The sequence below is a fragment of the Streptomyces sp. NPDC027189 genome, from assembly GCF_055566975.1.
The window spans coordinates 422,367-448,328 of sequence record NZ_JBVHRI010000004.1; the positions used below are offsets into that span (position 1 = coordinate 422,367).

At 70.2% G+C, this 25,962-nt stretch carries 25 protein-coding genes, 1 tRNA gene, 3 pseudogenes and 1 riboswitch; of the genes and pseudogenes, 13 read left to right on the top strand and 16 right to left on the bottom strand.

Translation table 11 applies throughout. The annotated features are described in order from the left end of the window. The first annotated feature begins 173 nt into the window (after window positions 1-173). From ACZ4RZ_RS12820 to ACZ4RZ_RS12835, 4 genes are all read left to right on the top strand, one after another. Complete coding sequence (locus ACZ4RZ_RS12820; protein WP_467744058.1) at window positions 174-1,613, top strand: four-carbon acid sugar kinase family protein; 1,440 nt, start codon at window positions 174-176, stop codon at window positions 1,611-1,613. Continuing rightward, window positions 1,613-2,479 (top strand): class II fructose-bisphosphate aldolase, encoded by an 867-nt coding sequence (locus ACZ4RZ_RS12825; RefSeq protein WP_467744059.1) that lies wholly within the window; start codon window positions 1,613-1,615, stop codon window positions 2,477-2,479. Before ACZ4RZ_RS12820 ends, ACZ4RZ_RS12825 begins: the two co-directional genes overlap by 1 nt. A 125-nt stretch (window positions 2,480-2,604) precedes the next feature. Then, window positions 2,605-3,537 (top strand): NAD(P)-dependent oxidoreductase, encoded by a 933-nt coding sequence (locus ACZ4RZ_RS12830; protein WP_467744061.1) that lies wholly within the window; start codon window positions 2,605-2,607, stop codon window positions 3,535-3,537. Further along, window positions 3,534-4,967, top strand: coding sequence for a GntT/GntP/DsdX family permease (locus ACZ4RZ_RS12835; protein ID WP_467744063.1), 1,434 nt, complete (start codon window positions 3,534-3,536; stop codon window positions 4,965-4,967). The genes ACZ4RZ_RS12830 and ACZ4RZ_RS12835 overlap by 4 nt, the downstream gene beginning before the upstream one ends. A 5-nt stretch (window positions 4,968-4,972) precedes the next feature. Here the strand turns inward: ACZ4RZ_RS12835 and ACZ4RZ_RS12840 are convergent, their stop codons facing one another. Genes ACZ4RZ_RS12840 through ettA form a run of 3 tightly spaced genes read right to left on the bottom strand, consistent with a single transcriptional unit; the run spans window position 4,973 to window position 7,743 of the window. After that, the gene (locus ACZ4RZ_RS12840; RefSeq protein WP_467744065.1) at window positions 4,973-5,662 is read right to left on the bottom strand and encodes a DUF8185 domain-containing protein; all 690 of its coding nucleotides are present in this window, start codon (window positions 5,660-5,662) and stop codon (window positions 4,973-4,975) included. Further along, window positions 5,659-6,072: an acyl-CoA thioesterase gene (locus tag ACZ4RZ_RS12845; protein WP_399074851.1), complete on the bottom strand. Its 414-nt coding sequence runs from the start codon at window positions 6,070-6,072 to the stop codon at window positions 5,659-5,661. The genes ACZ4RZ_RS12840 and ACZ4RZ_RS12845 overlap by 4 nt, the downstream gene beginning before the upstream one ends. 6 nt (window positions 6,073-6,078) lie before the next feature. Then, complete coding sequence (gene ettA / locus ACZ4RZ_RS12850) at window positions 6,079-7,743, bottom strand: energy-dependent translational throttle protein EttA (RefSeq protein ID WP_467744066.1); 1,665 nt, start codon at window positions 7,741-7,743, stop codon at window positions 6,079-6,081. Between the two features lie 347 nt (window positions 7,744-8,090). Between ettA and ACZ4RZ_RS12855 the strand changes: the two genes are divergently transcribed. Further along, complete coding sequence (locus ACZ4RZ_RS12855; RefSeq protein WP_467744068.1) at window positions 8,091-8,375, top strand: DUF1876 domain-containing protein; 285 nt, start codon at window positions 8,091-8,093, stop codon at window positions 8,373-8,375. 347 nt (window positions 8,376-8,722) lie between these two features. Here the strand turns inward: ACZ4RZ_RS12855 and ACZ4RZ_RS12860 are convergent. Further along, window positions 8,723-8,795, bottom strand: a tRNA-Arg gene (locus ACZ4RZ_RS12860). Between the two features lie 310 nt (window positions 8,796-9,105). On the opposite strand from ACZ4RZ_RS12860, the gene ACZ4RZ_RS12865 reads away from it, so the two are divergent. The 5 genes from ACZ4RZ_RS12865 (at window position 9,106) to nicT (ending at window position 16,662) form a co-directional block, all read left to right on the top strand. After that, on the top strand, window positions 9,106-10,713 hold the full coding sequence (locus ACZ4RZ_RS12865; RefSeq protein WP_467744069.1) for a dynamin family protein: 1,608 nt from the start codon (window positions 9,106-9,108) through the stop codon (window positions 10,711-10,713). 5 nt (window positions 10,714-10,718) lie between these two features. Then, window positions 10,719-12,722, top strand: coding sequence for a YfjP family GTPase (locus tag ACZ4RZ_RS12870; RefSeq protein WP_467744070.1), 2,004 nt, complete (start codon window positions 10,719-10,721; stop codon window positions 12,720-12,722). A gap of 199 nt (window positions 12,723-12,921) precedes the next feature. Further along, the gene (locus ACZ4RZ_RS12875; RefSeq protein WP_467744072.1) at window positions 12,922-13,392 is read left to right on the top strand and encodes a single-stranded DNA-binding protein; all 471 of its coding nucleotides are present in this window, start codon (window positions 12,922-12,924) and stop codon (window positions 13,390-13,392) included. Between the two features lie 280 nt (window positions 13,393-13,672). Then, window positions 13,673-15,061, top strand: coding sequence for a Cys-Gln thioester bond-forming surface protein (locus tag ACZ4RZ_RS12880; RefSeq protein ID WP_467744074.1), 1,389 nt, complete (start codon window positions 13,673-13,675; stop codon window positions 15,059-15,061). A gap of 268 nt (window positions 15,062-15,329) precedes the next feature. Then, window positions 15,330-15,533, top strand: a riboswitch (cobalamin riboswitch). A 28-nt stretch (window positions 15,534-15,561) separates the two neighbouring features. Next, window positions 15,562-16,662 (top strand): Nickel transporter NicT, encoded by a 1,101-nt coding sequence (gene nicT / locus ACZ4RZ_RS12885; RefSeq protein ID WP_467744076.1) that lies wholly within the window; start codon window positions 15,562-15,564, stop codon window positions 16,660-16,662. Window positions 16,663-16,719: 57 nt separating this feature from the next. On the opposite strand, the gene ACZ4RZ_RS12890 is transcribed toward nicT, so the two are convergent. Beyond that, window positions 16,720-17,463, bottom strand: a complete 744-nt coding sequence (locus tag ACZ4RZ_RS12890) for a YcnI family copper-binding membrane protein (RefSeq protein WP_467744078.1) — start codon at window positions 17,461-17,463, stop codon at window positions 16,720-16,722. A gap of 30 nt (window positions 17,464-17,493) precedes the next feature. Then, window positions 17,494-18,081 (bottom strand): hypothetical protein, encoded by a 588-nt coding sequence (locus tag ACZ4RZ_RS12895; protein ID WP_467744080.1) that lies wholly within the window; start codon window positions 18,079-18,081, stop codon window positions 17,494-17,496. A 129-nt stretch (window positions 18,082-18,210) separates the two neighbouring features. Between ACZ4RZ_RS12895 and ACZ4RZ_RS12900 the strand changes: the two genes are divergently transcribed. Continuing rightward, entirely contained in the window at window positions 18,211-19,170 is a 960-nt protein-coding gene (locus ACZ4RZ_RS12900) for a D-2-hydroxyacid dehydrogenase family protein (protein WP_467744082.1), read from the top strand. Between the two features lie 201 nt (window positions 19,171-19,371). Here ACZ4RZ_RS12900 and ACZ4RZ_RS12905 read toward each other — a convergent pair whose 3' ends face one another. Further along, complete coding sequence (locus tag ACZ4RZ_RS12905) at window positions 19,372-19,923, bottom strand: DUF2087 domain-containing protein (RefSeq protein WP_467744084.1); 552 nt, start codon at window positions 19,921-19,923, stop codon at window positions 19,372-19,374. Window positions 19,924-20,117: 194 nt separating this feature from the next. Here ACZ4RZ_RS12905 and ACZ4RZ_RS12910 point away from each other — a divergent pair, with 194 nt between their 5' ends. Beyond that, window positions 20,118-20,354 (top strand): chaplin, encoded by a 237-nt coding sequence (locus ACZ4RZ_RS12910; protein ID WP_467744086.1) that lies wholly within the window; start codon window positions 20,118-20,120, stop codon window positions 20,352-20,354. Between the two features lie 166 nt (window positions 20,355-20,520). Here ACZ4RZ_RS12910 and ACZ4RZ_RS12915 read toward each other — a convergent pair. The 9 genes and pseudogenes from ACZ4RZ_RS12915 to ACZ4RZ_RS12955 all read right to left on the bottom strand — a co-directional run. After that, window positions 20,521-21,019 (bottom strand): annotated as a pseudogene (locus ACZ4RZ_RS12915) (tyrosinase family protein); the annotation flags it as partial. Next, window positions 21,018-21,162 (bottom strand): annotated as a pseudogene (locus ACZ4RZ_RS12920) (tyrosinase family oxidase copper chaperone); the annotation flags it as partial. The pseudogenes ACZ4RZ_RS12915 and ACZ4RZ_RS12920, both read right to left, overlap by 2 nt. 87 nt (window positions 21,163-21,249) lie before the next feature. After that, a complete protein-coding gene (locus ACZ4RZ_RS12925) occupies window positions 21,250-21,759 on the bottom strand; it encodes a hypothetical protein (RefSeq protein WP_467744088.1) in 510 nt (169 codons plus the stop codon). 136 nt (window positions 21,760-21,895) lie between these two features. After that, entirely contained in the window at window positions 21,896-22,522 is a 627-nt protein-coding gene (locus tag ACZ4RZ_RS12930; RefSeq protein ID WP_467744089.1) for a vitamin K epoxide reductase family protein, read from the bottom strand. Further along, window positions 22,522-23,022, bottom strand: a complete 501-nt coding sequence (locus ACZ4RZ_RS12935; RefSeq protein ID WP_467744091.1) for a DUF5949 family protein — start codon at window positions 23,020-23,022, stop codon at window positions 22,522-22,524. The genes ACZ4RZ_RS12930 and ACZ4RZ_RS12935 overlap by 1 nt, the downstream gene beginning before the upstream one ends. Window positions 23,023-23,180: 158 nt before the next feature. Next, entirely contained in the window at window positions 23,181-23,420 is a 240-nt protein-coding gene (locus ACZ4RZ_RS12940) for a chaplin (RefSeq protein ID WP_467744092.1), read from the bottom strand. Between the two features lie 86 nt (window positions 23,421-23,506). Further along, a complete protein-coding gene (locus ACZ4RZ_RS12945) occupies window positions 23,507-23,809 on the bottom strand; it encodes a hypothetical protein (protein ID WP_467744094.1) in 303 nt (100 codons plus the stop codon). 220 nt (window positions 23,810-24,029) lie between these two features. Further along, window positions 24,030-24,455, bottom strand: coding sequence for a hypothetical protein (locus ACZ4RZ_RS12950; protein WP_467744095.1), 426 nt, complete (start codon window positions 24,453-24,455; stop codon window positions 24,030-24,032). Window positions 24,456-24,682: 227 nt separating this feature from the next. Beyond that, window positions 24,683-24,922: a chaplin gene (locus tag ACZ4RZ_RS12955; protein WP_467744097.1), complete on the bottom strand. Its 240-nt coding sequence runs from the start codon at window positions 24,920-24,922 to the stop codon at window positions 24,683-24,685. 294 nt (window positions 24,923-25,216) lie between these two features. On the opposite strand from ACZ4RZ_RS12955, the pseudogene ACZ4RZ_RS12960 reads away from it, so the two are divergent. Further along, a pseudogene (locus tag ACZ4RZ_RS12960) lies at window positions 25,217-25,961 on the top strand (DUF3344 domain-containing protein); the annotation flags it as partial. Between the last annotated feature and the right edge of the window lies 1 nt (window position 25,962).

Below are 25,962 nucleotides of genomic sequence, written 5' to 3' on the forward strand. Positions count from 1 at the left end.
TGGGGCGGCACCGGCCTTACAGAGGACGGCACCCGCAAGCGCCGGTAAGCACACCCACCCCAAGCAAGCCCCACCCCCGGGCCACAGAACCCCAGACCTCAACACGAGACATCAGACATCAGACGTCAGACGTCAGACTGCCAACCTTTCGCACACCATCCCCAGGAACCGCCATGTCCCTACCCCGTCATGCCCTCCCTGAGCAGGAGGTGCTCGCAGGCCTCCCGCCCGTCCGGGCAGTAGAAGCGTCCGAGGTCACCGCGAAGATCAAGGGCGCCCCCCGTCTCGTCGTCCTCGACGACGACCCCACCGGCACCCAGACGACCGCCGACCTCCCGGTCCTCACCACCTGGACGGTGGACGACCTCCGCTGGGCCCTCCGCCAGGAGAGCCCCGCCTTCTTCGTCCTCACCAACACCCGCAGCCTCGCCCCCGAAGCCGCCGCCACCCGCAACCGCGAAATCGTCCGCGCCCTGCACGAGGCCTCCCGGGCCGAGGGCACGCCGTACGTCATCGCCTCCCGCGGCGACTCCACCCTCCGCGGCCACTTCCCCCTCGAAACGGACGTCCTGGCCGAGGAGTTGACGAGTCTGGACGCCGCGCCCGACGGAGTCGTCCTGGTCCCCGCGTACATCGAGGCGGGCCGTCTCACCCTCGACTCGGCCCACTGGATGCGCACCCCCGACGGCCTCCTCCCCGTCGGCGAGAGCGAGTTCGCCAAGGACGCCACCTTCGGTTACACCTCTTCCGCCCTCCCCTGCTGGGTCGAGGAGAAGACCGGCGGCCGTACCCCGGCCGAAAAGGTCGTCCGCATCACCCTCACCGACCTCCGCACCGGCGGCCCCGCCCACGTCGCCGACCGGCTCGCCGCCCTGCGCGAGGGAGCCACCGCCGTGGTCGACGCCGTCTGCGACGACGACCTCCGCGTCCTCGCGCTGGCCCTCGCCGAGGTCGAGCAGACAGGCACCCGACTGCTCTACCGCACAGGCCCCTCCTTCGTACGAGCCAGGGCCGGCCAGTCGGCCCACCTCCCGCTCACCGCAGCCGAGTTGAAGCCGCTGCGTGCAAACGCCCCGCACGGCCTGATCGTCGTCGGCTCCCATGTCTCCCTGACCACCTGCCAGTTGATTCATCTGCGCGAACAGCACGGCGACATCCGAGAGTTCGAACTCGACGTGACCCAGCTCCTCGACGACACCCGCCGCGAAGCCCACATCCAGGAGACCGCCACAGCCGCGGCCGCTGCGCTGGAACGGTCGGACACCGTCATCCGCACCACCCGCACGGTGGTCACCGCCACCGACCCGGACGAGAGCCTCGCCATCTCCCGGAGCGTCTCTGCGGCACTGGTCGAAGTGGTACGCCTGGTGACCGCGGCCCGCCGCCCCGCGTTCGTCATCGCCAAGGGCGGCATCACCTCCAGCGACACCGCCACCCACGGCCTGGAGATCCGCCGTGCCTGGGCCCGCGGCACGCTGCTGCCCGGCATCGTCTCCTTGTGGCAGCCCGTCGACGGCCCGGCCGCCGGCATCCCGTACATCGTCTTCGCGGGGAACGTCGGCGGCGACACCGCCCTCACCGACGCCCTCGCCCTGCTGAGGAGTGCCGCCTGATGCTGCTGAGCGGAAGCGCGGGCCTCAAGGCCCTGACCACGGCGTACGAGACCGGGCACGCGCTCCCCGGCTTCGTCGCGTACAACCTGGAAACGGTGCAGGGCATCGTCGCCGCCGCGGAAGCGCACCCCGGCCGCCCGGTCCTGATCCAGGCGGGTTCCAGCCCCTTCAAGCACGCGGGCCGCGAACCCCTGATGCGCCTCGCCCTGGACGCCGCCGCCCATTCCGACGCTCCCCTGGGCGTTCACCTCGACCACAGCCGCGACCTCGACGAGATCACCGCCTGTCTGGAGGCCGGCTATACCTCCGTCATGGTCGACGGCTCCCATCTGCCCTTCGCCGAGAACATCGCGCTGACCCGCGAGTCCGTGCGCCGTGCCCGCGACCACGGCGCCTGGGTGGAGGCGGAGTTGGGCGCGCTGGCGGGTGACGAGGACGTCTCGACGAACGCGAACGCGTCCGCGAACACCATGACCGACCCGTCCCAGGCGGCCGAGTTCGTCGCCGAGACGAGCGTGGACGCCTTGGCGGTGGCGGTCGGCAACGTCCACGGCTTCACGGCGGCCCCGGTCCGCCTCGACCTGAACCGCCTCGCCGCGATCCACTCCGCCATCCCCGTCCCCCTGGTCCTGCACGGCGCCAGCGGCCTCCCCGAGGAACAACTACTCGGCGCCCTCTCCCGAGGCGTGGCCAAGGTCAACGTCAACGCCGAACTCCGCCGCGCCTACCTCCAGGCGGTGAGCGCCCAACTCCCCACGGCCCTACCGGGTTCGGACGCGGTCAGCCTCTGGTCGGCGGGCAGGGACGCGGTAACCGAGGCGGCAACCCGCATCATCACCCAACTGACGCCCTCACAACCGTCGTAGCCGGGCACACGCACCGCGCAGCCACCCGTCGTAGCTGCGACGCCATCCCCGCACCCGCACCCCGGACTCCCCACCCGGCCCACTCCGCAACGGATTCCGCTCCCCGCCCCAAGGAGGGCACCCTCATGTCAGCCTCACCCGCACCACGTCCCCACGCCGCAGTGATCGGCCTGGGCGCCATGGGCCTCCCCATGGCCACCCACCTGGCCGCCCATCTCCCGGTCACCGCCTACGACGTCGCCGAGACCCGTCGCGCCCTGATCACCTCGGCCGGCGGCACGGACGCCGCCTCCCCCGCCGAGGCCGCCCGGAGCGCCGACGTCGTCCTCCTCGCCGTACGCGACCAGGCCCAGGTCGACGGCGCTCTCTTCGGCGAGAACGGCGCCGTGGAGACCCTCCGCCCCGGCACCACGGTCATCCTGACCAGCACGGTGGGCCCGGACGCCGCCCGCGCCACCGCCGAGCGCCTCGCCGAGAACGGCATCCTCACCGTCGACGCCCCCGTCAGCGGCGGCCCGGTCCGAGCGGGCAACGGCGACCTGCTGATCGTCGTAGGCGCGGAGGACAAGGCACTGGACCTGGCCCGTCCGGTCCTCGACCTGCTCGCCTCCACGCTCACGATCGTCGGCCCCCGCCCGGGCGACGGCCAGGCCCTCAAGGCGATCAACCAGCTTCTCGCGGGCATCCACATCGCCGCCGCCGCGGAGGCGATCGCGCTGGCCCGCGGCCTGGGCCTCGACCCGGCCACGGTCGTGGAGAGCCTGCGGCACGGCGCCGCCGGTTCGTTCATGTTCGGCGACCGCGGCCCCCGCATGGTCGAGACGTACGAGAGCGACGTGGCCCCCGAGGTGAAGTCGCGGCTCGACATCTTCGTGAAGGACATGGGCATCGTCACCGGCATCGCCAAGGACGCCCACGTCCCGGTCCCCCTTGCGTCCGCCGCGCAACAGCTCTACCTCCTCGGCGAACGCGCCGGTCTTGCCGCCCAGGACGACTCCTCGGTGGTCACCGTGCTCTCCCCCAAGTCCGTCAACTCCCCAGAGGGAGAGGCCCGATGAGCCACACCACGCTCCTCCTGATCGCCGCCGCCGGCGTCGCCACCCTCCTCCTGCTCATCCTGCGCGCCAAGGTCCAGCCCTTCGTCGCCCTGGTCGTGGTCTCCATCGCCGTCGCACTCGCCGCGGGCGTCCCGGCGGCCGACCTGGTGAAGACCATCGAGGAGGGCATGGGCTCCACGCTCGGCCACATCGCGACGATCATCGCCCTGGGCGCGATGATCGGCCGGATCATCGAACTCTCCGGCGGCGCCCAGGCGTTCGCGCACTCCCTGATGGACCGCTTCGGCTCCAAGCGCACTCCACTGGCGCTCACCGTCGCCGGGTTCATCCTCGGCATCCCCGTTTTCTTCGAGGTCGGCCTGATCATCCTGATGCCGATCGCGTACGGCGTCGCCCGCGCCTCCCGCAAGCCGCTCCTCGTCTACGCGCTCCCGATGGGCGCCGCGATGCTCACCGTGCACGCGTTTCTGCCCCCGCACCCGGGCGCGGTTGCCGTCACCCAGGCCATCGGCGCCGACCAGGGCCTGGTCCTGCTCATGGGCATCCCGGTCACCGCGGTCGTGATCCTGCTCGGCTACCTGGTGTCGCGCCGGATGACCCGCCGCGAGTACCCGATGGACCCGACGGTGTACGCGGAGGTGTACGGCGTCGACGAGCCGCCGACCGGCGGCGGGACTCCCGCCGCGTCGGCCCCCGACGGCCACGGCACCACCGTACTCACCAAGCCCGCCCCCGCGCTCGTGGAGGAAGAGGTCGCCCCGCCCTCCTTCGCCATGGTGCTGACCCTGATCGTCACCCCCATCCTCCTCATCCTGGCCGGCACCCTCGGCCAGAACCTCCTCGCCGAGGGCTCCACCCTGCGCGCCGCCCTCACGGTCCTCGGCGCCCCCATGGTGGCCCTGCTCCTCGACGTCGCCCTGTGCGCCTACTTCCTGGGCGCCCGCCGCGGCTGGGACCGCACCCGCATCGCGAACGTCATGACCTCGGCTCTCCCCCCGGTGGCCATGGTGATCCTGGTGGCGGGCGCGGGCGGCGTCTTCGGCAAGGTGCTGGTGGCGAGCGGCATCGGCGACGCGATCGCCGATGTACTGGACCGGACGGGTCTGCCCGCGCTCTTCCTGGCCTTCCTGATGGCGCTCGCCCTGCGCGCGGCCCAGGGTTCGACGACGGTGGCCCTGATCACCACGGCAGGCATCCTCACGCCGCTCCTGCAGCGCGCCGACCTGTCCACCGGCCAACTCTCCCTGGTCGCACTGGCGATGGGCGCGGGCGGCCTCTCCGTCTCGCACATCAACGACGCGGGCTATTGGATGTTCACCAAGCTGGCCGGCCTGGACGTGGCAACGGGCCTGCGCACCTGGACGGTCCTGACGACCACGATGGGAGTGATGGGCTTCGGCCTCACCGCGGCCCTGTGGCCCCTCGTCTGAGGTGATCAGCGAACGCTGACGTCCAACGCCCCAAGTCCGGCCTTGCGCACGGCGATCGACCCGTACGGCGTACGCAGCCGTAGCCAAGCACCCGACGCGAAGAGCCCCAACGCGCTTTCCTCGGAGTCGGCTTGGTCCACGGACCGCAGAAATCCCAGTGACTGCGCCGCATGCGCGGCCCGTACCGGAAGTCCGGTGTCACCGATCGGACGGGACCAGATCTCCCGCCCGATACGGTCAAGTTCGGCACGGGTACGCAGCTCGGGCGCCAACTCCTGTGTGCGGGACCGGAATTCGGCGACCGCGGCGGCGACCATCGCGCGCAGGGCGTCCGGCGCGGGCAGCCCCGGCTCCTGCCGCCAGCCGCCACGGGGCGGCAGCACCCCGGCCCACGGCGGCCCGGTGACGGCCTGCGGCACCGCGGCCGTGGCCGCCGACTGGTCGATGGACTCAAGGAGTTCACCGGCCGAGACGGTCACGTCGAGGGTGACGTCCAGCCCGTTCTCGTACGGCTTGGCGAGGCGCGCCGTACGGATGGCGAGGACCTCGAAGGACGGCGGGCGCCCGAAGACCGCGAGGGCGGTCCCGGCGGCCTGCAGCCGTACCGCCGCCGCCCGGTCGTAGTGGATGAGCCGGGAGAGGAAGGCGGCGAGATCCGCCGCCTCCCCCGCGTCGGCGAGGTGCACGACGGTCATGCCGCGACGGCCTCGTCGGCCTTGTCGTCCCGGTACTCCTCGAGGAACTCCCGTTCCTCTGCGGTGATGCGGCGCGGTCGCTGGGTCTCGAAGTCGAACGGCACGACCACCGTAGCGGCGCGGACGTAGAGCTGCTCGGCGTCCTTGACCTCGTAGGTGATCGTGAAGGCCGCCGCGCGGATCTCCGTGATCCACAGCTCGATGTCCACCGGTTCACGCCGGTGGACGAGCTGCCGCTTGTAGTCGATCTCGTGGCGCGCCACCACGGACCCCTGCTTGAACTGCTTGTCCGGGCGGGTCAGGAAGTCGATACGTGCCTCCTCCAGATAGCGGAGGAAGACCGCGTTGTTGACGTGGCCGTACGCGTCCATGTCCGCCCAGCGCAGTGGGCAGCGGTAGAGGTGCCGCAAGATCGATCAGCCCCGGGTCAGCTTCTTGTAGGTGGCACGGTGCGGGCGCGCCGCGTCCGGGCCGAGCCGCTCGACCTTGTTCTTCTCGTACGACTCGAAGTTGCCCTCGAACCAGAACCACTTGGAGTCGCCCTCGTACGCCAGGATGTGCGTCGCGACCCGGTCCAGGAACCAGCGGTCGTGGGAGACGACCACGGCCGCACCCGGGAACTCCAGCAGTGCGTTCTCGAGCGACGACAGCGTCTCGACATCGAGGTCGTTGGTCGGCTCGTCGAGGAGCAGCAGGTTGCCGCCCTGCTTGAGGGTCAGCGCGAGGTTGAGGCGGTTGCGCTCACCACCGGAGAGGACACCGGCCGGCTTCTGCTGGTCGGGGCCCTTGAAGCCGAAGGCGGAGACGTACGCACGGGAAGGCATCTCGACCTGCCCGACATTGATGTAGTCGAGCTCGTCCGACACGACGGCCCACAACGTCTTCTTCGGGTCGATGTTCTCGCGGCTCTGGTCGACGTACGAGATCTTGACGGTGTCGCCGACCTTGATCGAGCCGGAGTCCGGGGTCTCCAGACCCTGGATCATCTTGAAGAGGGTGGTCTTGCCGGCACCGTTCGGCCCGATGACGCCGACGATCCCGTTGCGCGGCAGCGTGAACGACAGGTCGTCGATGAGGACCTTCTCGCCGAAGGCCTTGGAGAGGTTGTTGACCTCGACCACGATGGAGCCCAGGCGCGGGCCCGGCGGGATCTGGATCTCCTCGAAGTCCAGCTTCCGCATCTTGTCCGCCTCGGCGGCCATCTCCTCGTAGCGGGACAGTCGCGCCTTGGACTTGGCCTGCCGCCCCTTGGCGTTGGACCGCACCCACTCGAGCTCTTCCTTCAGACGCTTCGCACGCTTGGCGTCCTTCTGGCCCTCGACCTTGAGGCGGGAGGCCTTCTTGTCGAGGTACGTGGAGTAGTTGCCCTCGTAGGGGTGCGCGCGGCCGCGGTCGAGTTCGAGGATCCACTCGGCGACGTTGTCGAGGAAGTACCGGTCGTGGGTGACGGCGACGACGGTGCCCGCGTACTTCGCGAGGTGCTGCTCCAGCCACTGCACGGACTCGGCGTCCAGGTGGTTGGTGGGCTCGTCGAGCAGCAGCAGGTCGGGCGCCTCGATCAGCAGCTTGCACAGCGCGACGCGGCGCCTCTCACCACCGGAGAGGTTGGTGACCGGCCAGTCGCCGGGCGGGCAGCCCAGGGCGTCCATGGCCTGCTCCAGCTGGGCGTCCAGGTCCCACGCGTTGGCGTGGTCCAGGTCGTCCTGGAGCTTGCCCATTTCCTCCATGAGCGCGTCCGAGTAGTCGGTCGCCATGAGCTCGGCGACCTCGTTGAAGCGCTTGAGCTTGCCCATGATCTCGGCGGCTCCGTCCTGGACGTTCTCCAGCACGGTCTTGGACTCGTCGAGCGGCGGCTCCTGCAGCAGCATGCCGACGCTGTAGCCCGGCGACAGGAACGCGTCGCCGTTCGAGGGCTGCTCGAGACCAGCCATGATCTTCAGAACAGTGGACTTACCGGCACCGTTCGGACCGACCACACCGATCTTCGCACCCGGCAGGAAGTTCAAGGTGACGTCGTCGAGAATCACCTTGTCGCCGTGCGCCTTGCGCGTCTTGCGCATGGTGTAAATGAACTCAGCCAAGAGAAACCGTCCGGACGCTTGAAATCGGCAGTGGGCAGATACACCCCATCTTGCCTGACGGCTACCCCTCGAAGGAAACCCGTCTCATCAGGGGGCCGTGACCTGGCCCTCCCGCTCTCGTAGTCGACCGGTTACCGACTGTCCATGCGGGACGAGGGGCACCCGCAGACTCCGTAGCCGCACCTCTCTCGCAGCCACACCCCTCCCACTCGTAGCCACACGCCTCTCGCGCACCGTCAGTATCCGGACCGTCACCCCTTGTCGACATCCGTCGCCACCTCGTGCGGAGTCGGCCGAAGGAGCACACTCTGGTATTAGGGGCAGGGCCCGCCCCGGAGGTGATCGTGATGACAGAGACACAGACACGGACCGCTGTCGGATGGCACGTCGAGCTGGAATTCGAGGAGGACGACCACCGCACCCGTGCGGCCGCCCTCGTACGACTGCCGGATGGGAACGAAGTGCGCGCCCACGGCTACGCCAGCCGCCATCCCTCCGACTCGAATCAGCCGAGGGTCGGCGAAGAGGTCGCTGGCGCGAGGGCGCTGAACGAGTTGGCGATGAAACTGCTCACCAAGGCGCACGACGAGATCGACGAGGCGTCGGGCAGGACGTCGCACCCGCTGACCTGAACCGACCCGACCCCGTTCGACACGACCCGAACAAGACCCGACCCGATCCCAACTGATATCCGGCCCGACAAGGGCCGACCTGGGGCGTCGGCCGCCACCGGGGCGCTGCCCCGGCGGTGGGCGGCGCCCCTGCCCGGGTGCTGCCCCGGCGGTGGGCGGCGCCCCTGCCCGCGCACTTGACTTCCTACCGGGGCCCTGGCGTACATACCCGCCGAATCACCCGACCGGCCAAGCCAGTTGCCCGACGACCAGGGCCATCGGGTCCGCCGTCCGGGAACAGTCCACCCCGACGCGCGACACGCCCGGGAACCAACAAAAAACCCTCCCGAGGGGAGGGCGGGGAGAGGCGCCCCCGGCAGGACTCGAACCTGCGGCCAAGCGCTTAGAAGGCGCCTGCTCTATCCACTGAGCTACGGGGGCCGGGTGTGGTGGCCGGTGTCCTGGTGCCCGGGTGTGGGCTGATCCGTGACCTTGCCGGGGACAAGGATAGGGCTCGCGCACCCCTGTCCCTCGCGCTTCGCCTCCGTGGCTCAATGTGGAGGTTCGGTGAAGCGGTCCTGATAATCGCAGGCGGGTACGAATCGTGCACCGCTTTTGGCCTCTCACGCATCGGGTGTTGTGCACTCGTTATGCCTGCGCCCCAGTCATCCCTTCCGCCCCGTGTGTCCTGTCGGCGCGCAGACATACTCATATGCTTCAGAAAGCCTCCAAAATTGGGCATTCTTCGCATGTGGTGACCTTGGACGTACGGCCTCAGCTGCTCGACGCACTCTCCGCCCTGCGCGACCGTGTCGCCGCCGCACGCTTCCCGCTGCCCCTGGCGGGGGCTCCACGCGCGCGTGCCAACCGCGACGAACTGCTCGCACAGCTCGACGACTATTTGGTGCCCCGGTTGAGAGAACCCGAAGCACCCCTCCTAGTCGTCATCGGAGGGTCCACCGGCGCGGGCAAGTCGACCCTCGTCAACTCTCTTGTGGGACGCCGGGTCAGCGAGGCGGGCGTGCTGCGGCCGACGACCCGTACGCCGGTGCTGGTGTGCCATCCGGAGGACCATCACTGGTTCAGCGGAATGCGGGTGCTGCCCGACCTCACGCGCGTGTGGGTGCCCCATCAGGAGCCCGGCGACGACCTGCCCTCACTCACCGAACGCGGGGAGCTGGTGCTGCGTATCGAGACCGCCGACACGCTCCCCCCCGGCCTCGCACTCCTCGACGCCCCCGACATCGACTCCCTGGTCTCCGACAACCGCGTCCTCGCCGCCGAACTGATCTGCGCGGCCGACATCTGGGTCATGGTCACCACCGCCGCCCGGTACGCCGACGCCGTGCCGTGGCATCTGCTGCGTACGGCCAAGGAGCACAAGGCGACCCTGGTCACCGTGCTCGACCGGGTGCCCCACCAGGTGGTGTCCGAGGTCTCGCGGCAGTACGGCGCCCTGCTCACCAAGGCCGGACTCGGCCATGTGCCCCGCTTCACCGTGCCCGAGCTGCCCGAGTCCGCGTGGGGCGGCGGCCTGCTGCCGGCCACTGCTGTCGCACCGCTGCGCACGTGGCTCGTGTACCAGGCGCAGGACCCGGGAGCCCGGCAGGAGGCGATGGCCGGTACGGCCCGCGGGGTCCTCGACTCGCTGAAGGCGCGGATGCCGGAGCTGGCGAGCGCGGCCGCCGCGCAGTACGCAGCCGCCCTGCGGCTCACGGCGGCTGTCGACGGGGCGTACGACAGCGAGCACACACGCGTGAAGGGGCGTTTGCAGGCCGGGGCCGTGCTCTCCGGCGACGCGCTCAAGCGCTGGCGCGCCTATCCCCTCGACTGCAGCGCCGGCGAGCTGCTCGACGCACTCGTGGAGAGCCTGAGCGCCCTGCTGCTGTGCGCGGTCACGGCGGCCGACGAGCGCGTGGACGAGGCATGGCGGCGCGAACCGGCCGCGAGCGCTCCTGGGCTGACGGACCGTGATCCGACGCTGGAGAGCGCCGAGCACCGCATCGGGATGGCCGTACGACGCTGGCGGCGTGTCCTGGAGGAATACGCCGAGGAGGAGGTGCGCGGCCTCGACAAGAGCATCGCGCCGGATCCCCAGGTGATGGCCGCGCTGGTCGCCACCGCGCTCCTGGGCGGCCGCCGGGCGCGGACGGCGGGCGAGGGGCTGGCCGAGCGGATCGGGGCGCACGGTGCGCTGCGGCTGCGCGACCGGGGCGGCCGACTGCTCACGGGCTACCTCGACAAGGCCCTGCACACCGAGCGCGAACGCCGTCTCGCGCCCCTCGAAGCGCTCGACGTCCATCCCGAACCCCAGGCCGAACTCATCGCCGCGCTGTCGGTACTGCAGAAGGAGAGGTGACCGCGGTGACTGCCGTCACTGACCACACGGATCACGCCGACCGTCCCGGAGACGAAGACCCTGAGGACCACCTCTCCGAGGACGCCTCCGACTCCTCCTCCGAACACGGCACTTTCGAGGAGAACACCTCCGAAGAGGGCACTTTCGAAAACGGACCCTCAGGGGAGGCGACTTCCGAGAAGCAGCCCCAGAAGGGCACCGGGGGCAGCGAGGCCTCCGAAGAGGTGCCCCCGAAGAGCGCCGCCTCCGGCGACAGGCACGCGCGCGTGGAGGACGACGACACGGCCGCGCGCGCGGAGGGCGGAGCCGTCTGGGACGACGGCCTCATCGCGCGGCGCGTCTCCGAGACCGCCGGCGGGCAGGAGACGCCGGTGATGGTGACCAGGCCCCTTGTACAGGACCCGCCGGCCCCGCTCGCCTACGACGGACCGCTGCGTTCACGCCTGGACGCGCTCCGCGAGCTGGTGGGCCTGTCGCGCACCCGCCTCGACAGCAGGACGCTCGCCGAGGCGGGCCGGGTCCTCGACGAGGCGGCGGCGCGCCGCAAGCACTCGGGGCAGCACACCGTCGTCGCCATCGCCGGGGCCACGGGAAGCGGCAAGTCGCAGCTCTTCAACGCGCTCGCCGGCGTGGCCATTTCGGAGACCGGTGTCCGCAGGCCGACCACCGCCGCGCCCATCGCGTGCAGTTGGAGCGACGGCGCGGCGACGCTCATCGACCGGCTCGGCATCCCCGGTCGGCTGCGCAGACGTCCGTTGCAGAGCCCGGAGGCAGAGGCGCAACTGCGCGGCCTCGTCCTGGTCGACCTGCCCGACCACGACTCCGCGGCGGTCCAGCACCGCGAACAGGTGGACCGCGTCCTGGCGCTCGTCGACGCGGTCATCTGGGTCGTGGATCCGGAGAAGTACGCCGACGCCGTCCTCCACGAGCGCTATCTGCGGCCCCTGGCCGGGCACGCGGAGGTCATGTTCGTCGTGCTCAATCAGGTGGACCGGCTGCCCGGGGACGCCGCCCACCAGGTCCTCGACGATCTGCGGCGGCTGCTGGACGAGGACGGGATCGCGCTCGGCGAGTACGGCGAACCGGGCGCGACCGTGCTCGCGCTGTCCGCGCTCACCGGGGACGGCGTCGGCGAACTGCGCGAGTCTCTTGGCCAGTTCGTGGCCGAGAGAGGTGCCGCCGCACGTCGAATTTCGGCCGATCTCGACGCGGCCGCGGCGCGGCTGCGGCCCGTCTACGCGACCGGGCGCCGCGTCGGGCTCAGCGAGCAGGCGCGCGACGAGTTCTCGGACCGGCTCGCGGACGCGGTGGGCGCCGTCGCGGCCGGTGAGGCGGCCGAGCGCGCCTGGCGCCGCAACGCCAACCGCGCCTGCGGGACGCCCTGGCTGCGGCTGTGGCGCTGGTGCCAGGACCGGCGCGACCCCCCGACCGGCCGCCTGCCCGTACGGGCCCCCGCGGACGAGGAGGCCACGGCACGTCAGCGCGTCGAGCAGGCCGTACGCACGGTCTCGGACCGGGCGGTGTCTGGACTCCCCGCACCCTGGGCGCAGGCGGTGCGCGAGGCGGCCGTACGCGGGGCGCAGGGGCTGCCCGAGGCGCTGGACGAGATGGCGGCCCGCGCCGCGACCCCGGCGGGTCGTCCGCCGCGGCCCGGCTGGTGGCCGGTCGCCGTACTGGCACAGGCCTCCATGACGATCCTCCAAGTGATCGGCGGTCTCTGGCTCCTGGGGCAGATCATCGGGGTCACGTCGCCGAATCTCGGGGTGCCGGTGCTGCTGATGGTGGCGGGCATCATCGGCGGTCCGGCCGTCGAGTGGAGCAGCAGGATGGCGGCGCGCGGGCCCGCACGGCGCTACGGGCTCGAAGCGGAACGGCGGCTGCGCGAGGCCGCCGCCGGGTGCGGGAGGGCGCGCGTACTGGATCCCGTGGCCGCGGAACTGCTCCGGTACCGGGAGGTGCGAGAGCAGTACGGGCGGGTCACGGGCGCGGCGTCCGCGCCGGTCGGGTGACCGCGTCGCGGTTGTATGCCCGCACCCCCATCGGGTGACGCGGCTTTCCACAACCGGCCGGTAGCCCACAGCGCTCAGCGGGCTCGGCCCGGCGAAGGCAGTCTGAACTCGCGGCGATCGCAGCGCATGCGGTCGCCGCGAGAGACGTGAGAGACGCAACACACGCGACAGACGCATTCGTACGGGAGAGGGGTTCGGGATGAACGAGACGATGGTGTGCGTGGTGGGGAACGTCGCGACGCAGCCGGTGTACCGGGAGCTGTCGACGGGAGCGTCGACGAGGTTTCGGCTGGCCGTGACGTCGCGCTACTGGGATCGCGAGAAGAGCGAGTGGACCGACGGACACACCAACTTCTTCACGGTGTGGGCGAGGAGGACTCTGGCGACGAATGCGGGGGCGTCGCTGTCGGTGGGCGATCCGGTTGTCGTGCACGGCCGGCTGAAGGTACGCACGGAAACGCGCGACGGCCAGAGCTGGACCTCGGCGGACGTCGACGCGGCCGCGATCGGACACGATCTCTCGCGAGGCACGTCCGCCTTCCGACGAGCGTCCAAGGGGGACATGGGATCGGCTCCGGCTGCTCAGCCGGAGCCGAGTTGGGAAACGGAGCCACCGGCTGACCCCGAGGCCGCGCCCCAACAGCGGCCCGAGCCCGCCGGAGTGACGTGATGTCAGGGAAGCGCACATCCTGACCGAACTGCGGCTTATCGACAAATGCATTGCGAACGATCCTCATGGATTTGTCGATAAGCGCAGCTCACAGCTGTGTGAGCGATAACGATTCCGAGTCGGATCGGTTATCGGATGACATGCCTGGGGAGCGTGGTGCGCCGCGTCCTTAGGATGCCGGACATAGCTCTCGGGGCTTCTGATTCTGCTGGCGGGACCGTCCCCCCACGTCAACGGGTCCTGCACGAAGGGGAATTCTGTGCTTTCTTCGCTGTCTGCGTTGTCCACGCGCAGGCGAGGGGCCGCCCGCCTCGCCGCCGCGACGTTGGTGTCGGGGCTCGTCGCCGCCGGGGCGATCGCCTCCGCCGGTACGGCCGTTGCCGACGAGACTCCGCAGAGCCTGGGCGGCGCGACCGCCACCATTGGCGACCTGAAGACGTACGGGTCCGCGGTCATCCATGACAACGGCGAGGACGAGTGGGTGTCCGCGGGGTTGTTCGAGATGTCCGTCGACAACGGCGGCATGCTGCAGACCTACTGCATCGACATCCACAACCCGACGCAGCGGGATGCCAAGTACCAGGAAACCCCCTGGAGCGGTACGTCGCTGAACGGCAACAAGAACGCGGGCAAGATCCGCTGGATCCTGCAGAACTCCTACCCGCAGGTGAACGATCTCGCGGCGCTCGCCGAGAAGGCCGGCGTCGCAGGCCTCACCGAGAAGGACGCGGCGGCCGGAACTCAGGTGGCCATCTGGCGGTACTCGGACGGCGCCGACGTGGACGCGGTGGATCCGCAGGCGGAGAAGCTGGCGGACTATCTGCAGAAGAGCGCGCGGAACCTGGCGGAGCCCAAGGCCTCATTGGCCCTCGGCCCCGCCGCGGTCTCCGGCCACGCCGGTGAGAAGCTCGGCCCGGTCACGGTGCACACCAACGCGGACAGCGTGACGGTGACGCCGCCCTCGGACGCCACCGCCGGCGGGGTGAAGATCGTCGACAAGGACGGCAAGGCAATCGCCTCCGCGGTCGACGGCAGCCGGCTCTACTTCGACGTGCCGAAGGACGCCGCGGACGGTGCGGCATCGCTGACCGTGCAGGCGTCCACCACCGTGCCGGTCGGCCGCGCCTTCACCTCGGAGACCCGCAGCCAGACACAGATCCTCGCGGGCTCCAGCGAGTCGACGGTCTCCGCGTCGGCGACCGCGAACTGGGCCGAGAAGGGCGCGATACCCGCCCTGTCCGCCGAGAAGAACTGCGCCAAGGGTGGCGTGGACATCACGGCGGCCAACAAGGGCGACGAGGCGTTCACCTTCGAGCTGATGGGGATCGAGCACACCATCGAGGCGGGCACGTCCCAGACGGTGACCGTCCCGCTGCAGGAGGACCAGGCCTACGACTTCACGATCAACGGGCCGAACGGCTTCTCGAAGCGGTTCAAGGGCGTGCTCGACTGCAAGACCCAAAGCAGCACGAGCGACATCTCGACCCAGACGGTCAGTGAGCCGAGTCCGGCGACGGTGGGCGGCACCTCCACCGGGGGCACCGACCTCGCCGAGACCGGCGGTTCCAACGCGACCCCGATCATCGCGGGCATAGCCATCGCCCTCGTGGTGATCGGCGGCGCGGCGACGCTCTTCGTCCGCAAGAAGCAGGCGCGGGTCCAGGACTGAACGACACAGCACCTTGGCAACTCAACAGTGAATGACCGCACCACGGTGACTCCGTGAGCCCGCGGCCCCGGCAAGCCCCCCAGGCATCCGGGGCCGCACCCATTCCGGGCTCCGCCGCGCGGGGCGGCTCAACCCTTGTCGGACGCGCAGTGTTCGAGGAGTTCGGCGGTCGCGCCGTCGGTCACCCGGTAGTCATCTTCGCAGGGGACCCCATGTGATCTTCAATACCTGCGTAGGTGTGCAGCTGTGCGGGGGAGTCAGTCCGACCCTAGGGTTGGTGGGCCGTGGTGTTCGGGAAGACCGGTGACGGCCCCTCAGGGGGCCCAGGCCGGAGCGGCCCTCGCCACTGTGATCGGGGGAAGTTCCCGTCCCGTGCCTCCCTCGGGCGGCGCCACTGGCCGCGAGGCCGGGAAGGTAGGGGCAGGCACGTGTACCCGTAAGCCAGGAGACCGGCCACGGCATCTCACGAACTGATCCACGAGGTGCTGGAGCGTGACCGTATGACCCTGCCCGCGCAGTCGTCCCCCGCGACCGGGTTCCGGTGGCGCCGCGAGGACACCGTCCGAACCGCTGCACTTCTGGCTGTGATCGCGGCGTTGCACATCGTCGCGTTCGGCATCCTGTTCCTGCTCGTCGTGCCGGAGCACTACGAGGTCGGCTCCAAGGCGTTCGGCATCGGCTTGGGCGTCACCGCCTACACCCTGGGCATGCGGCACGCCTTCGACGCCGACCACATCGCCGCCATCGACAACACCACCCGCAAACTGATGGCCGACGGGAAGCGGCCGGTGTCGGTGGGCTTCTGGTTCGCGCTCGGGCACTCCAGCGTGGTGGTCCTGCTCGCCGCGCTCATCGCCGGAGGCACCCAGCTGGCCGGACGCATCATGAACGAGGGCTCCAGCACGCACCAGGTGCTCGGCGTCATGGGCACCACGGTCTCCGGGTCCTTCCTCTACCTGATCGCCGCCCTCAACCTCGTCGCGCTGATCGGCATCCTGCGGGTCTTCCGGGCGATGCGGGCGGGCACGTACAACGAGGAGGAGCTCGAACAGCACCTGGATTCCCGGGGGTTCATGAACCGGATCCTCGGCCGCTTCACGAAGTCCATCACGCGGCCGGGGCAGATGTTCCCGCTGGGCTTTCTCTTCGGGCTCGGCTTCGACACCGCCACCGAGGTCACGCTGATGGTGATGGCGGGCAGCGGCGCGGCGGCCGGACTGCCCTGGTACGCCATCCTGTGCCTGCCGCTGCTGTTCGCGGCGGGGATGAGCCTGTTCGACACGCTGGACGGCACGTTCATGAACTTCGCCTACCAGTGGGCGTTCTCCAACCCGGTGCGCAAGGTCTTCTACAACCTCACCATCACCGGCCTGTCCATCGCGGTGGCCTTCTTCATCGGCACCATCGAACTGGTGGGCGTGCTGCACGACAAGCTCGACCTGCGCGACGACGTGACCGGCTGGATCGCGGGGCTCGACCTGGACAACGTCGGGTACATCATCGTAGGCCTGTTCGTGGTCGTCTGGGCCGCGGCCGTGGCGTACTGGCGACTGGCCAAGGTCGAGCAGCGGTGGGCGGTCCGCCCCGCCGACGGGAGTTGAGACCGGCGGGTGCGGCAGCGCCCATCGACTGGGTGGCAGCCGCCCCCGTTTCCCCGGCTAGGAGCGGGCGCTCCGGCCGCGCGCGAGGGCGAATCCGGCCGCGGCCAGGCCGAGCACGCCCACGATCAGGCCGGCGATGCCGAGGCCGCGAGCGGTCGAGTCACTGCTCTTGCTGCTCGCGGCCGAGCTCTTATCCGATCCCGAACTCGACGACGAGGCCGCGCCGGAGGGCTCCCCGGAGGAGTCCTCCCCCGCGGCCTTGGCGGTCAGCGTGAGCACCGGCGCCGGGCTCTCCGGCTCCTCGCCGCCCTTCGGTGTCTCCTCGATCCACCGGACGACATTGCCGTCCGAGTAGGTCTGCAGCGTCTTGAACTCCAACTGGTCGGAATCGTCGGGAAGTTGACCGAAGGCGACGTTGAAGTCCTGGAACTCGCCGTGGCGGATCCGGCCGCCGGTCCAGGTGATCTCGGAGACGGCGTCGGTGATCGTGCCGTCGTCGGTCTTGATGGGCGTCTTGAGCTTGGTGGTCGTCACCTTCGCGGTCCAGCCGGACTGCGGAGTGACCAGGACACCCAGGACCGGGTGGTCGGTGGGCAGGAAGACCTGCACCTTTGTGGTGCTGGCGGTGTCCTCCTCGTTGGGGACGCGGAAGGTCAGCACGCCGTCCGTGGCGCCCTTGGCGTAGCTCTCGGGGTGGACCGTCACATGCGCGAAGGCCGCGCCCGCGGCGGTCAGGACTCCGGCCGTGGTGAGGGCAGCGACAAGGCCGGCTCGGCGCAGGGTGGTGCGTGTCGGGGACATCAGGGGAACTCCGTACTGGTGTGGATGCGGTCAGGGCGTGTACGCGAGCCCGGCCGGCGGTCCCCGACGGGAGACGGCGTGCCGCAGCAGCATCTGCCGCAGTGACCACGTCTCAAAGGCGTTCCGGCGTATGACGTCCTGCTGGGCCGGTGCGGGAGACGGTCCCGTCCGCACCCGCCACCACGCCGCAAGCCCCGGCACGAGCGCCACGGCCCACCGCAGCAGGGACCACAACGCGGCCTCGCCGCGCCGCAGCCACCAGGTCGCGAGCAGGGCAGCGGTCACATGCGCGGCCGTGGCGTGGGGCGTCAGGGCGTGTGCGTGCGGGTGCATCATGTGCGCCCCGTGCATGTTCATCGCCATACGCGGGTGGGCGACCTCGAACCCTAGGTGGAGTCCGGCCTGCGCGGCCAGCATTCCGCCACCGATCCCGAGCAGCGAACGCTCCCGGGCGCCCAGCAGAGAGCCGGCCGCGAAGACGGCGAGGAACCCGGCACCGTCCGCCCACAGCGGCGGTGCGTCCCCCGTCGCCAGCCCGTGCCCGCCGGCGGCCAGCAGCACGCACAGCACGGCGAACACCGCCGCGCGCAAGCTCCGTACTGCCAGGGACGCACTCATGGAGCCCAGATACTGCCACGGGGAGCGCGCGGCCGTCGGGGCTTCCCCCGGAGCCGCCTCCTCCTGGGCGGCCGGGGTGCACTTTCCTGGCTCGGGTAGGGTCTTGACTCAGCGTGGGAGGGACCTGACATGCAACTTCGCTGTGCCGTGCTGGACGACTTTCAGGGCGTCGCGACCGAGATGGCGGACTGGTCGCCGATCGCGGACGAGGTGGAGGTCGTCGGCTACGGCGACCACTTCACGGACGAAGACGCTCTGGCCGCCGCGCTCGCGGACTTCGACATCGTCGTCACCCTGCGCGAGCGGGTTCCCTTCCCCGCCTCGCTGCTGGCCCGGCTGCCGCGGCTGAGGCTGCTGATCGCCTCCGGAATGCGCAACACGGTGATCGACTACGCGGCCGCCGAGGCGCACGACGTGACCGTGTGCGGCACCCCGAGTTCCTCGACGCCTCCGGTCGAGCTGACCTGGGCGCTGCTGCTCGGCCTCGCGCGGGGCATCGTCACGGAGAACAACGCGCTGCGGACGGGTGGCCCCTGGCAGAGCACCGTCGGCGCCGATCTGCACGGCCGCCGGCTCGGTCTGCTCGGCCTCGGGAAGATCGGCGGCAGGGTGGCACAGGTCGGTCTCGCCTTCGGCATGCGGGTCTGCGCGTGGAGTCAGAACCTCACCAAGGAGCGCGCCGACGAGGTGGGGGTGGAACTGGCTGCCTCCAAGGAGGAGTTGCTCGCGAGCAGCGACTTCGTCTCCGTCCACCTCGCGCTCGGCGACCGCACCCGGGGCCTGATCGGCGCCGCCGAGCTGGCCCTCCTCAAGCCGACCGCCTACCTCGTCAACGCCTCGCGGGCGGCGATCGTCGACCAGGACGCGCTGCTCGCCGCGCTGCACGGCGGCCGGATCGCCGGAGCGGGCGTCGACGTGTTCGACATCGAGCCGCTCCCCGCCGACCACCCGATGCGCTCGGCCCCGCGCCTGCTGGCCACCCCACACCTCGGCTATGTGTCGCGGGCCAACTACGAGACGTACTACAGCGCGGCGGTCGAGGACATCCAGGCCTTTCTGGCAGGCACACCCATACGCCGCCTCGGCTGAGCACCCGGGCATCCCGTTCGCCGCCTCGGCTGAGCGGTCGGGCATCCCGTTCGCCGCCTCGGCTGAGCGGTCGGCCGTCCCCTGCGCCACCTCGACCGAGCGCCTGGGCGTCCCATCCGCTGCCGCGACCACGGGCCCGGGCGCCTCATCCGCCACCTCAACTGAGCAGCCTGGCAAGCCGTCCGTACCGTACGCTCCCGTTCACGCCTGCGCTGGTCGCCAGTAGACGCCGCACTGCCGCCGCAGATGATGCAGCTCCACCAGGTACCGCCGCAGCGTCACATGGTCGGTCGGCGCGTCCTCGCACCAGGCGCGCAGCCTCTCGTTGACGATCCGCTCCGGGTATTCGACGCCCGGTTCGAAGGTCCGCTCGGCGATGTGCCGGAGCACGACCAGCTTGCGTTCCCACTGGGCGGGCAGCCGCACCAGGCGCCCGTCGCGCACGAAGGTCCGCAGCACCGCCTCGGTCTGCTCGTCCCTGGAGCCGTAGCTCTCGACGGGCTGCGGTGCCTGTGCGGAACGCGCGAGGCCCCGGAAGCGGCCGTAGGCGACGCCCAGTCCCCCCTCGCCCTGCGTGATCACGCCCTGATCCTGGAGCCGCCGCAGCGCCACGGTCGCGTCCTTCGGAGACAGCCCCGCCTTCTCCATGACCTTCGCGGGGGTGTCCGCCCCCAGGGCCACCGCGGCGAAGGCGCGGACCCGGGTCTCCTCGGCGAACAGTCCGATCACACCGGTCAGTTGGTCGGTTGGCATGTCCGGCAGGCTAGTTGAGGGCATGCCGTCGGCCGAAGTGAATTTCCGCCCGGGATACGGCAGGCGGAGGGAATGGCCTGTTCGGAAAGGGTGATCCCCACATGAACGCCGTGACCAGGCGTGGGTGGTCGCGTTGAAGGGGGGAGTGCGGTCGCGTCCGTGCAGCCGCGCTTGTCGAGTCAAAGGAGAACGTGATGTCTCGCATCGCGAAGGCTGCCGCTGTCGCTCTTGGCACGGGTGCCGTGGTGCTCAGCGGGGCCGGTCTGGCCATTGCGGACGCCGGCGCTCAGGGCGAGGCCGTCAACTCGCCCGGCGTCGTGTCGGGAAACGTCGTTCAGGTCCCGATCGACGTGCCGGTCAACGTGTGCGGGAACACCGTCAGCGTCATCGGCCTGCTGAACCCGGCCTTCGGCAACACCTGCGCGAACTAGGGCCACGAGGCCAACGGCGGCTACAGCTACGGCAACTGACGCCAGGCACACGCACGGGCGAGGCCCCCGGCAGCATTCACTGCCGGGGGCCTCGCCGTAGCCGCGTCCAACGATCACGCCGCCGCGCGCGTACACGGACGCACGCTCGCACCGCCCTACGCGTACCGTAAATCCCGCTGTGGCCCTCCAGCGCGTCCGGCGTCACGCCCCACGGCGGCATTTCCCCGTGCCCTGCGACGATCCGGCCGTGCTGTGAGTCGCCCGGTCCCGGCGGCAGGGCGGGCAGATAGCGGGCCCCGGGGTGCCGTCTCTGCCGGCGGGACCACTGGAAGTCCACCAAGGCGTGGTGCAGCCAGGAGACGGGGCCCCTCGACCGAGACGCCGCCGAGCATGTGTCCGCGGACCCAGCGGTGGACGCGGTGGTGATTGCGCCAGGCCGGCAGCCGGAGCCCCGTCCCCACCTTTCGAGCCTGTTGCGGAATCCTTGGGGTGTTGACGTGGAGGTGGGTCCCGCGTCCAGTCCCAGTACGGCACGCTCACCCTTGAGTCGCCGCGCCGCGGCGCGGCGCCCGCTCCAGGTCCAGGTCCAACAGGAACCGCCGGTGCCAGGGCAGGAGGGAGGGCGCCATGTGAGCCGTACGCAATCCGCCGTCGCCGACCGAGACGCTCCGAGGGGCCGAGCTCATCGACGGCCGCGCGCGACGTCGAGCGGTGTCGGGTACGACTGGCAGTGGTCCAACATGCTCAGATAGGTGCCCTCCGCGCGGCGCATGAGGTGGAGCGGCCTACCGTTCACGGTGACATGCCACTCGCCGCCGTCGAACGAGACGGAGGCGTCGCGGCGGTATCGGCGGCAGGCCCGGGCCCGACACCCGGGCCCCGCCCCTGGGTGCGGCTACGCCCCGCTCCCCATCTCCAGGTTCGCCCCGGGCACCGTCTTCAACAGCGGGGTGAGGACGGCAGCCTGAGGGAGCTTCGGGGAGCCGAGGCTGTCGGCGCTCGGCGCGGCGAGCGGGGCGTCCAGGGACAGCCCGGGCGTCAGCGTCGTCAGGTCGGCCGCGGGCGCACCGACACCGAGGTGGTCGAAGCCGTCCCCAAGGATGTGCGGGAGGGGCGTGCGGACGTCGGCTCCGGGCAGCCCTCCGTTGACGGGCAGCTGTGGCAGGACGTGATCCGGGATCAGCCGGCCCTCAACGTACCGAGGCCCCTCGGGCCCGCCCGGCATGGGCATAGGCAGCGCCCCGGCGATTTTGGGCGCCTTCACGTTGAGGGCGTTCTCCACACCGTCCAGCGGTACGGGGACGGGGACCGTCCCAGCCGCGGCGGCGGGGGTCGCGGCGGCGCCCATCGCTGCCGCGACGCCGGTCATGACGACGGCAAGAGTTCCTCGTGTGGTCGGCTTCATCTCAGGTACGGTCCCTTTCAGGATTCGGGGGGCTCAGCGTCCGTACCGCGTAACGATCCTGAGAACGCCATCAGTTCAAGATTCCCCCGACGGACCCAATGGTCGGTTCGTCCGAATTATCGAATCGTTCGGACAGTCAGCCGGTCCAGAAGTCCCACCAGCGCGTCAAGATCAGCATCCCGATGACGCCGATGTGCAGTACTGGCAGGACCCAGGTGAATTCCCCGAGGAATCCCCTCAACCAGCCCGGCGCGGGCAGGAATCCATGTCGTACGTTGAACGACGTCACGTACCAGAACATGATGATCGTGGCGATCCACGCGAGGCTGCACCACAGGCACAGCGAGTTGATGCGGTAGAGCGACTGGAATTGCAGCCAGGTGCAGAATCCGACGCCGAAGAGCGTGCCGGCGTTGAAGGTCAGCCAGTACCAGCGCGGGAAGGCGGCACGGGCGAGCAGGCTCATGCCGACGCAGATGACGATGCCGTAGGCCACCAGGCCCAGCATGGGGTTGGGGAACCCGAAGGCCGAGGCCTGGTCGCTCTTCATGATGTTGCCGCAGGAGACGACCGGGTTCAGGCTGCACCCGGGCACGAAGTTCGGGTTCTCCAGCAGCTTGAACTTGTCGATCGTGATGACCCAGGACGCCAGCAGACCGGCCGCTCCCGTGATCACCAGCAGCAGGGCGAACGCACGGCTGCCGCCCACGGTCCGCACGGCCGCACCTCCGCCGCCCGTCACCCGTCCCGCGGTGGCTGTCATCAGCCGCGCAGGCTGCGCACGGGCAGCAGCACGTGCGCCGCGCTGAGCAGGATCGCCTCGTCACCCGCGAAGGCGGCCAGGCTCTCCGGCGCGACGGGCTTGCCGGGCACGGCGTCGGGCCAGGCGCGGGTGGCGAACAGGAAGTAGGCGTAGCCGCGTTCGCCGACCGCGGCGAGCCACTCCGGCGGCGCGACGCACTGGGCGTTGAGATACGACGGCATGGTGACGACGGCCTGGCCCGCCTCCACGAGGAGAGTGAACGGCAGGCTCGGATGCCGGGAACCGTCGACGAGCCTGTCGCCGACGGGCAGACCGTTGTCGCTCAGCAGCTGCTCGATGGCGGCCGAAGTGCCCTCCGGGCCTCCCTCGCCGTCGCCCAGGGAGTAGGCTAGGAGATAGGGCATGTCGCCGTCGGGCGCTTCACCGCTGAAGGCCATGACGGCGAGCGTGCCGAGATCGGCGGCCCGGAAAGGGCGCGTTTCGCTTGAGGTTGAGGTCACCGCGGAACCTTATCGACGCGCCCGAAAAGGCCCGGCCGTTTCTTCACCCACCCGGGCGATGGCCCGGCAACCGACCACACGAACGAGGGAAGCCTTTCGAACAACGTGGAAGGGCCGACTCCGTGGGGTACGGAGCCGGCCCTTTTCGCGGTACGACGTCAGCCGTTGGCGCAGGCGTTACCGAAGGCTGGGTTCAGCGCGCCGATGACGTTGAGCGTGTTGCCACAGACGTTGACCGGTACGTGTACGGGGACCTGAATGACGTTACCGGAGGCGACGCCCGGGGAATTGAGCGCGGCGCCCTCGGCACCGGAGTCGGCGAAGGCGCTGCCCGAGGCGGCACCCGCGGCCATTCCGGCGGCGGCGAAAATCAGAGCGGCCTTCTTTGCGGTGTTCATCGTCAGCCCTTTCCTTGGAGATTTGCCGCAAAGCCTAGGGAGATGCCCGCAGGCCTTACGGAAAGACACGCGATGAATTGAACCAATTAGCTCTGGAGGGGAAGCCCGCCGAGGAGCTGCGCGGGGCCGGCTGCCGTGTTGAGCGCCCTCGCCGCGCCGTTCACGGTATGGAGCAGGGAGCTCTTGTTCTCGGTGTCCAGCGCGTTCGACTGGTGCTGCAGGGGGGCTACGTCCTGCACGTTGAGCTCACGCTGGCTAGTGATGGTCTCCAGGGCACCGTTGAGGCTGGCGGGCGTGAGGTGGGAGGTGTCGGCGGCAAAGGCGGGCGCGGCGGCACCAGCGATGACCATGGACCCGGCGACGACAGCGGCGGCCTTCAGGGACTTCATCGTGTTCCTTTCTTCGGCAACTCATGTCACCAGAGGAAATTCCTCTTTGCGCTGACTAACGAGCCTCGGACGCGACGGAAACCCTGCGTGCAGAAAATTCCTGCACCCCACCCGATTGAACGGCGTGCCGCATTCTCGTACAAAACAGCCGTCGTGCCGACCAGCATGGTCGGCACGACGGCAGGGTGGCGACTGCTTCGCCTCAGACCGCTCCCCTGGCTCAGGAGGTGGGCAGCAGACCGGACACCGGAACCGCATTGGTGACCGAGTCCGTCGGCAGCGTGCTCGTGACCGTGCTCGTCGGCAGTGTGCTCGTCAACGACGACAGGCCGGGCAGGTTCGCCGCCGGCAGACCGCCGCCGAGCACCCTGGCGACGACGAAGTTGACGAGGTCGGTCACCACGGCGGTGGCTGAGAATGCGGCGTTGAGCAGATCGGTGACCGGGGTCGGCCCGCCGGCGATGTCGCCCAGCGACTGCACCTGCGCCGGAAGCGCGTCCGCGCTGGGGACGGGGGCCGCAGCATGGATGGTGCGGCCAGGCGCCGAGACGCTGTCCGCCGCCATGGCGGCCGGTCCGGCGATCCCGGGCAGAAGCGTGGCGCAGAGTGCGGAGGACGCTGTGCGCCGTGCGGGCAGAGCACGCACGGATGTTCCCTTCGATGTGCGTGGGCTCTCGTGCACACCGTGAAAGCGGGCATCGCCGCCTGCAACCGATCGACTGCTCCGCGTAGCGGTCCGACCGCCTTGCCACCGCCGTCGCCCCTGGTGAGGAGCCATGCCGGGAGACGACGCCCTCTTCCCCCATTCGGGGCAACGCGGACCGGCCGCCCTCCCGTCGGGGAGGGCGGCCGGCCGAAAAACTCGCGCTGCCGTCAGCCGTTGCTGCAGGTGTTGCCGAACGCGGGGTTCAGCAGGGCGATGACGTTGACCGTGTTCCCGCAGGCGTTCACCGGAACGTGGACCGGGACCTGCAGGACGTTGCCCGACAGGACGCCCGGGGAGCCGGTGGCCGAGCCACTCGCGCCGCTGTCGGCGGCGGCGACGCCGGCGGTGCCCGCCACAGCAGCGGCGGCAACGGAGGTCAGGGCCAGGCCCTTCGCGATACGCGACATGGAGAAGTGCTCCTTGGAATCGACACAACATCCGGGCGGGGTGCCCGGCTCTGGATTCAACGCGCGGCGCACACGCGGGATGCGCCTCCAAAGGAGTGATCTCGTGAAACGCCAATGCTTCATGGTTCCGGCGCACTTGCCAGGTTTCACCGATAAGACGTCGGAAACTGACGGAGAGTCATCCCGCGTACATATGATCTCCAGATTTCCGTCCGTCCGCTGGTCCAGAACCTCTTCCCCAAATGGGCGCCGCCGCTCATGCGTTAGCCCCCGGGTCTTCTGCTGCGCCGTGCGATGGTGGGCTGCTCTGTCCTCGCCGCCCGCTGTGCGCCGGACGGCCCCGCGACGGCCGCCCCGCCCACCGCGGAGGCGGAGAGCCTTGCGTTCAACAGCTGCGCTCCAGCACGGCGGGATCGTACGGTCGGCCAACTCGTCCATCAGCTGCCGTACGACGTCCGCGCCCACCCGTCTGGAGGCTGCCCCGTACTCCGCCGCGCGCGAGGGCAGGTCCGCCGGGAACGGCGACTTCGACATGTTCTGCATCGACGTCGACAAGGACCCGAACACGTGCAACTCCAGCCGCGCGCGCTCCGTCTGCCGGAGGGCGCGGAGATCACGTACGCGCGGCTGTAGTGAGGCGGCAACCTCCGTATCGGCGAGCAAAAGCCGCCGAAGGACAACCGGCGGGTGCTGATCACCGAACCCGGCGGCGCGTACAAGGCGGTGCTCGCGGACAGCGTCATCGGGCACCGGGTGGCGCGCGGGGCCGACGCGTTCCAGGCCTCGGCGGACGTCACGGAGCTGGTGCGGACGAGCGGTTCGGTGCTGTACACGGTGGTCCAGGTCAATGTGGCGCTCGGCCGCCGGGGCCTGGGGCGGCTGGACACTGATGGCCGCGTACCAGAAGAAGTCGGAGCCGCTGCCGCGTCTGGCGATGTGGGACGGTTTCGACACGCTCGGCCCGGGCGAGGACCAGGTGATCCGGCTGCGCCGGCTGCCGTTCCCGGAGAACGCCGGCGGCCGGGTGGGACTGGTCGCGG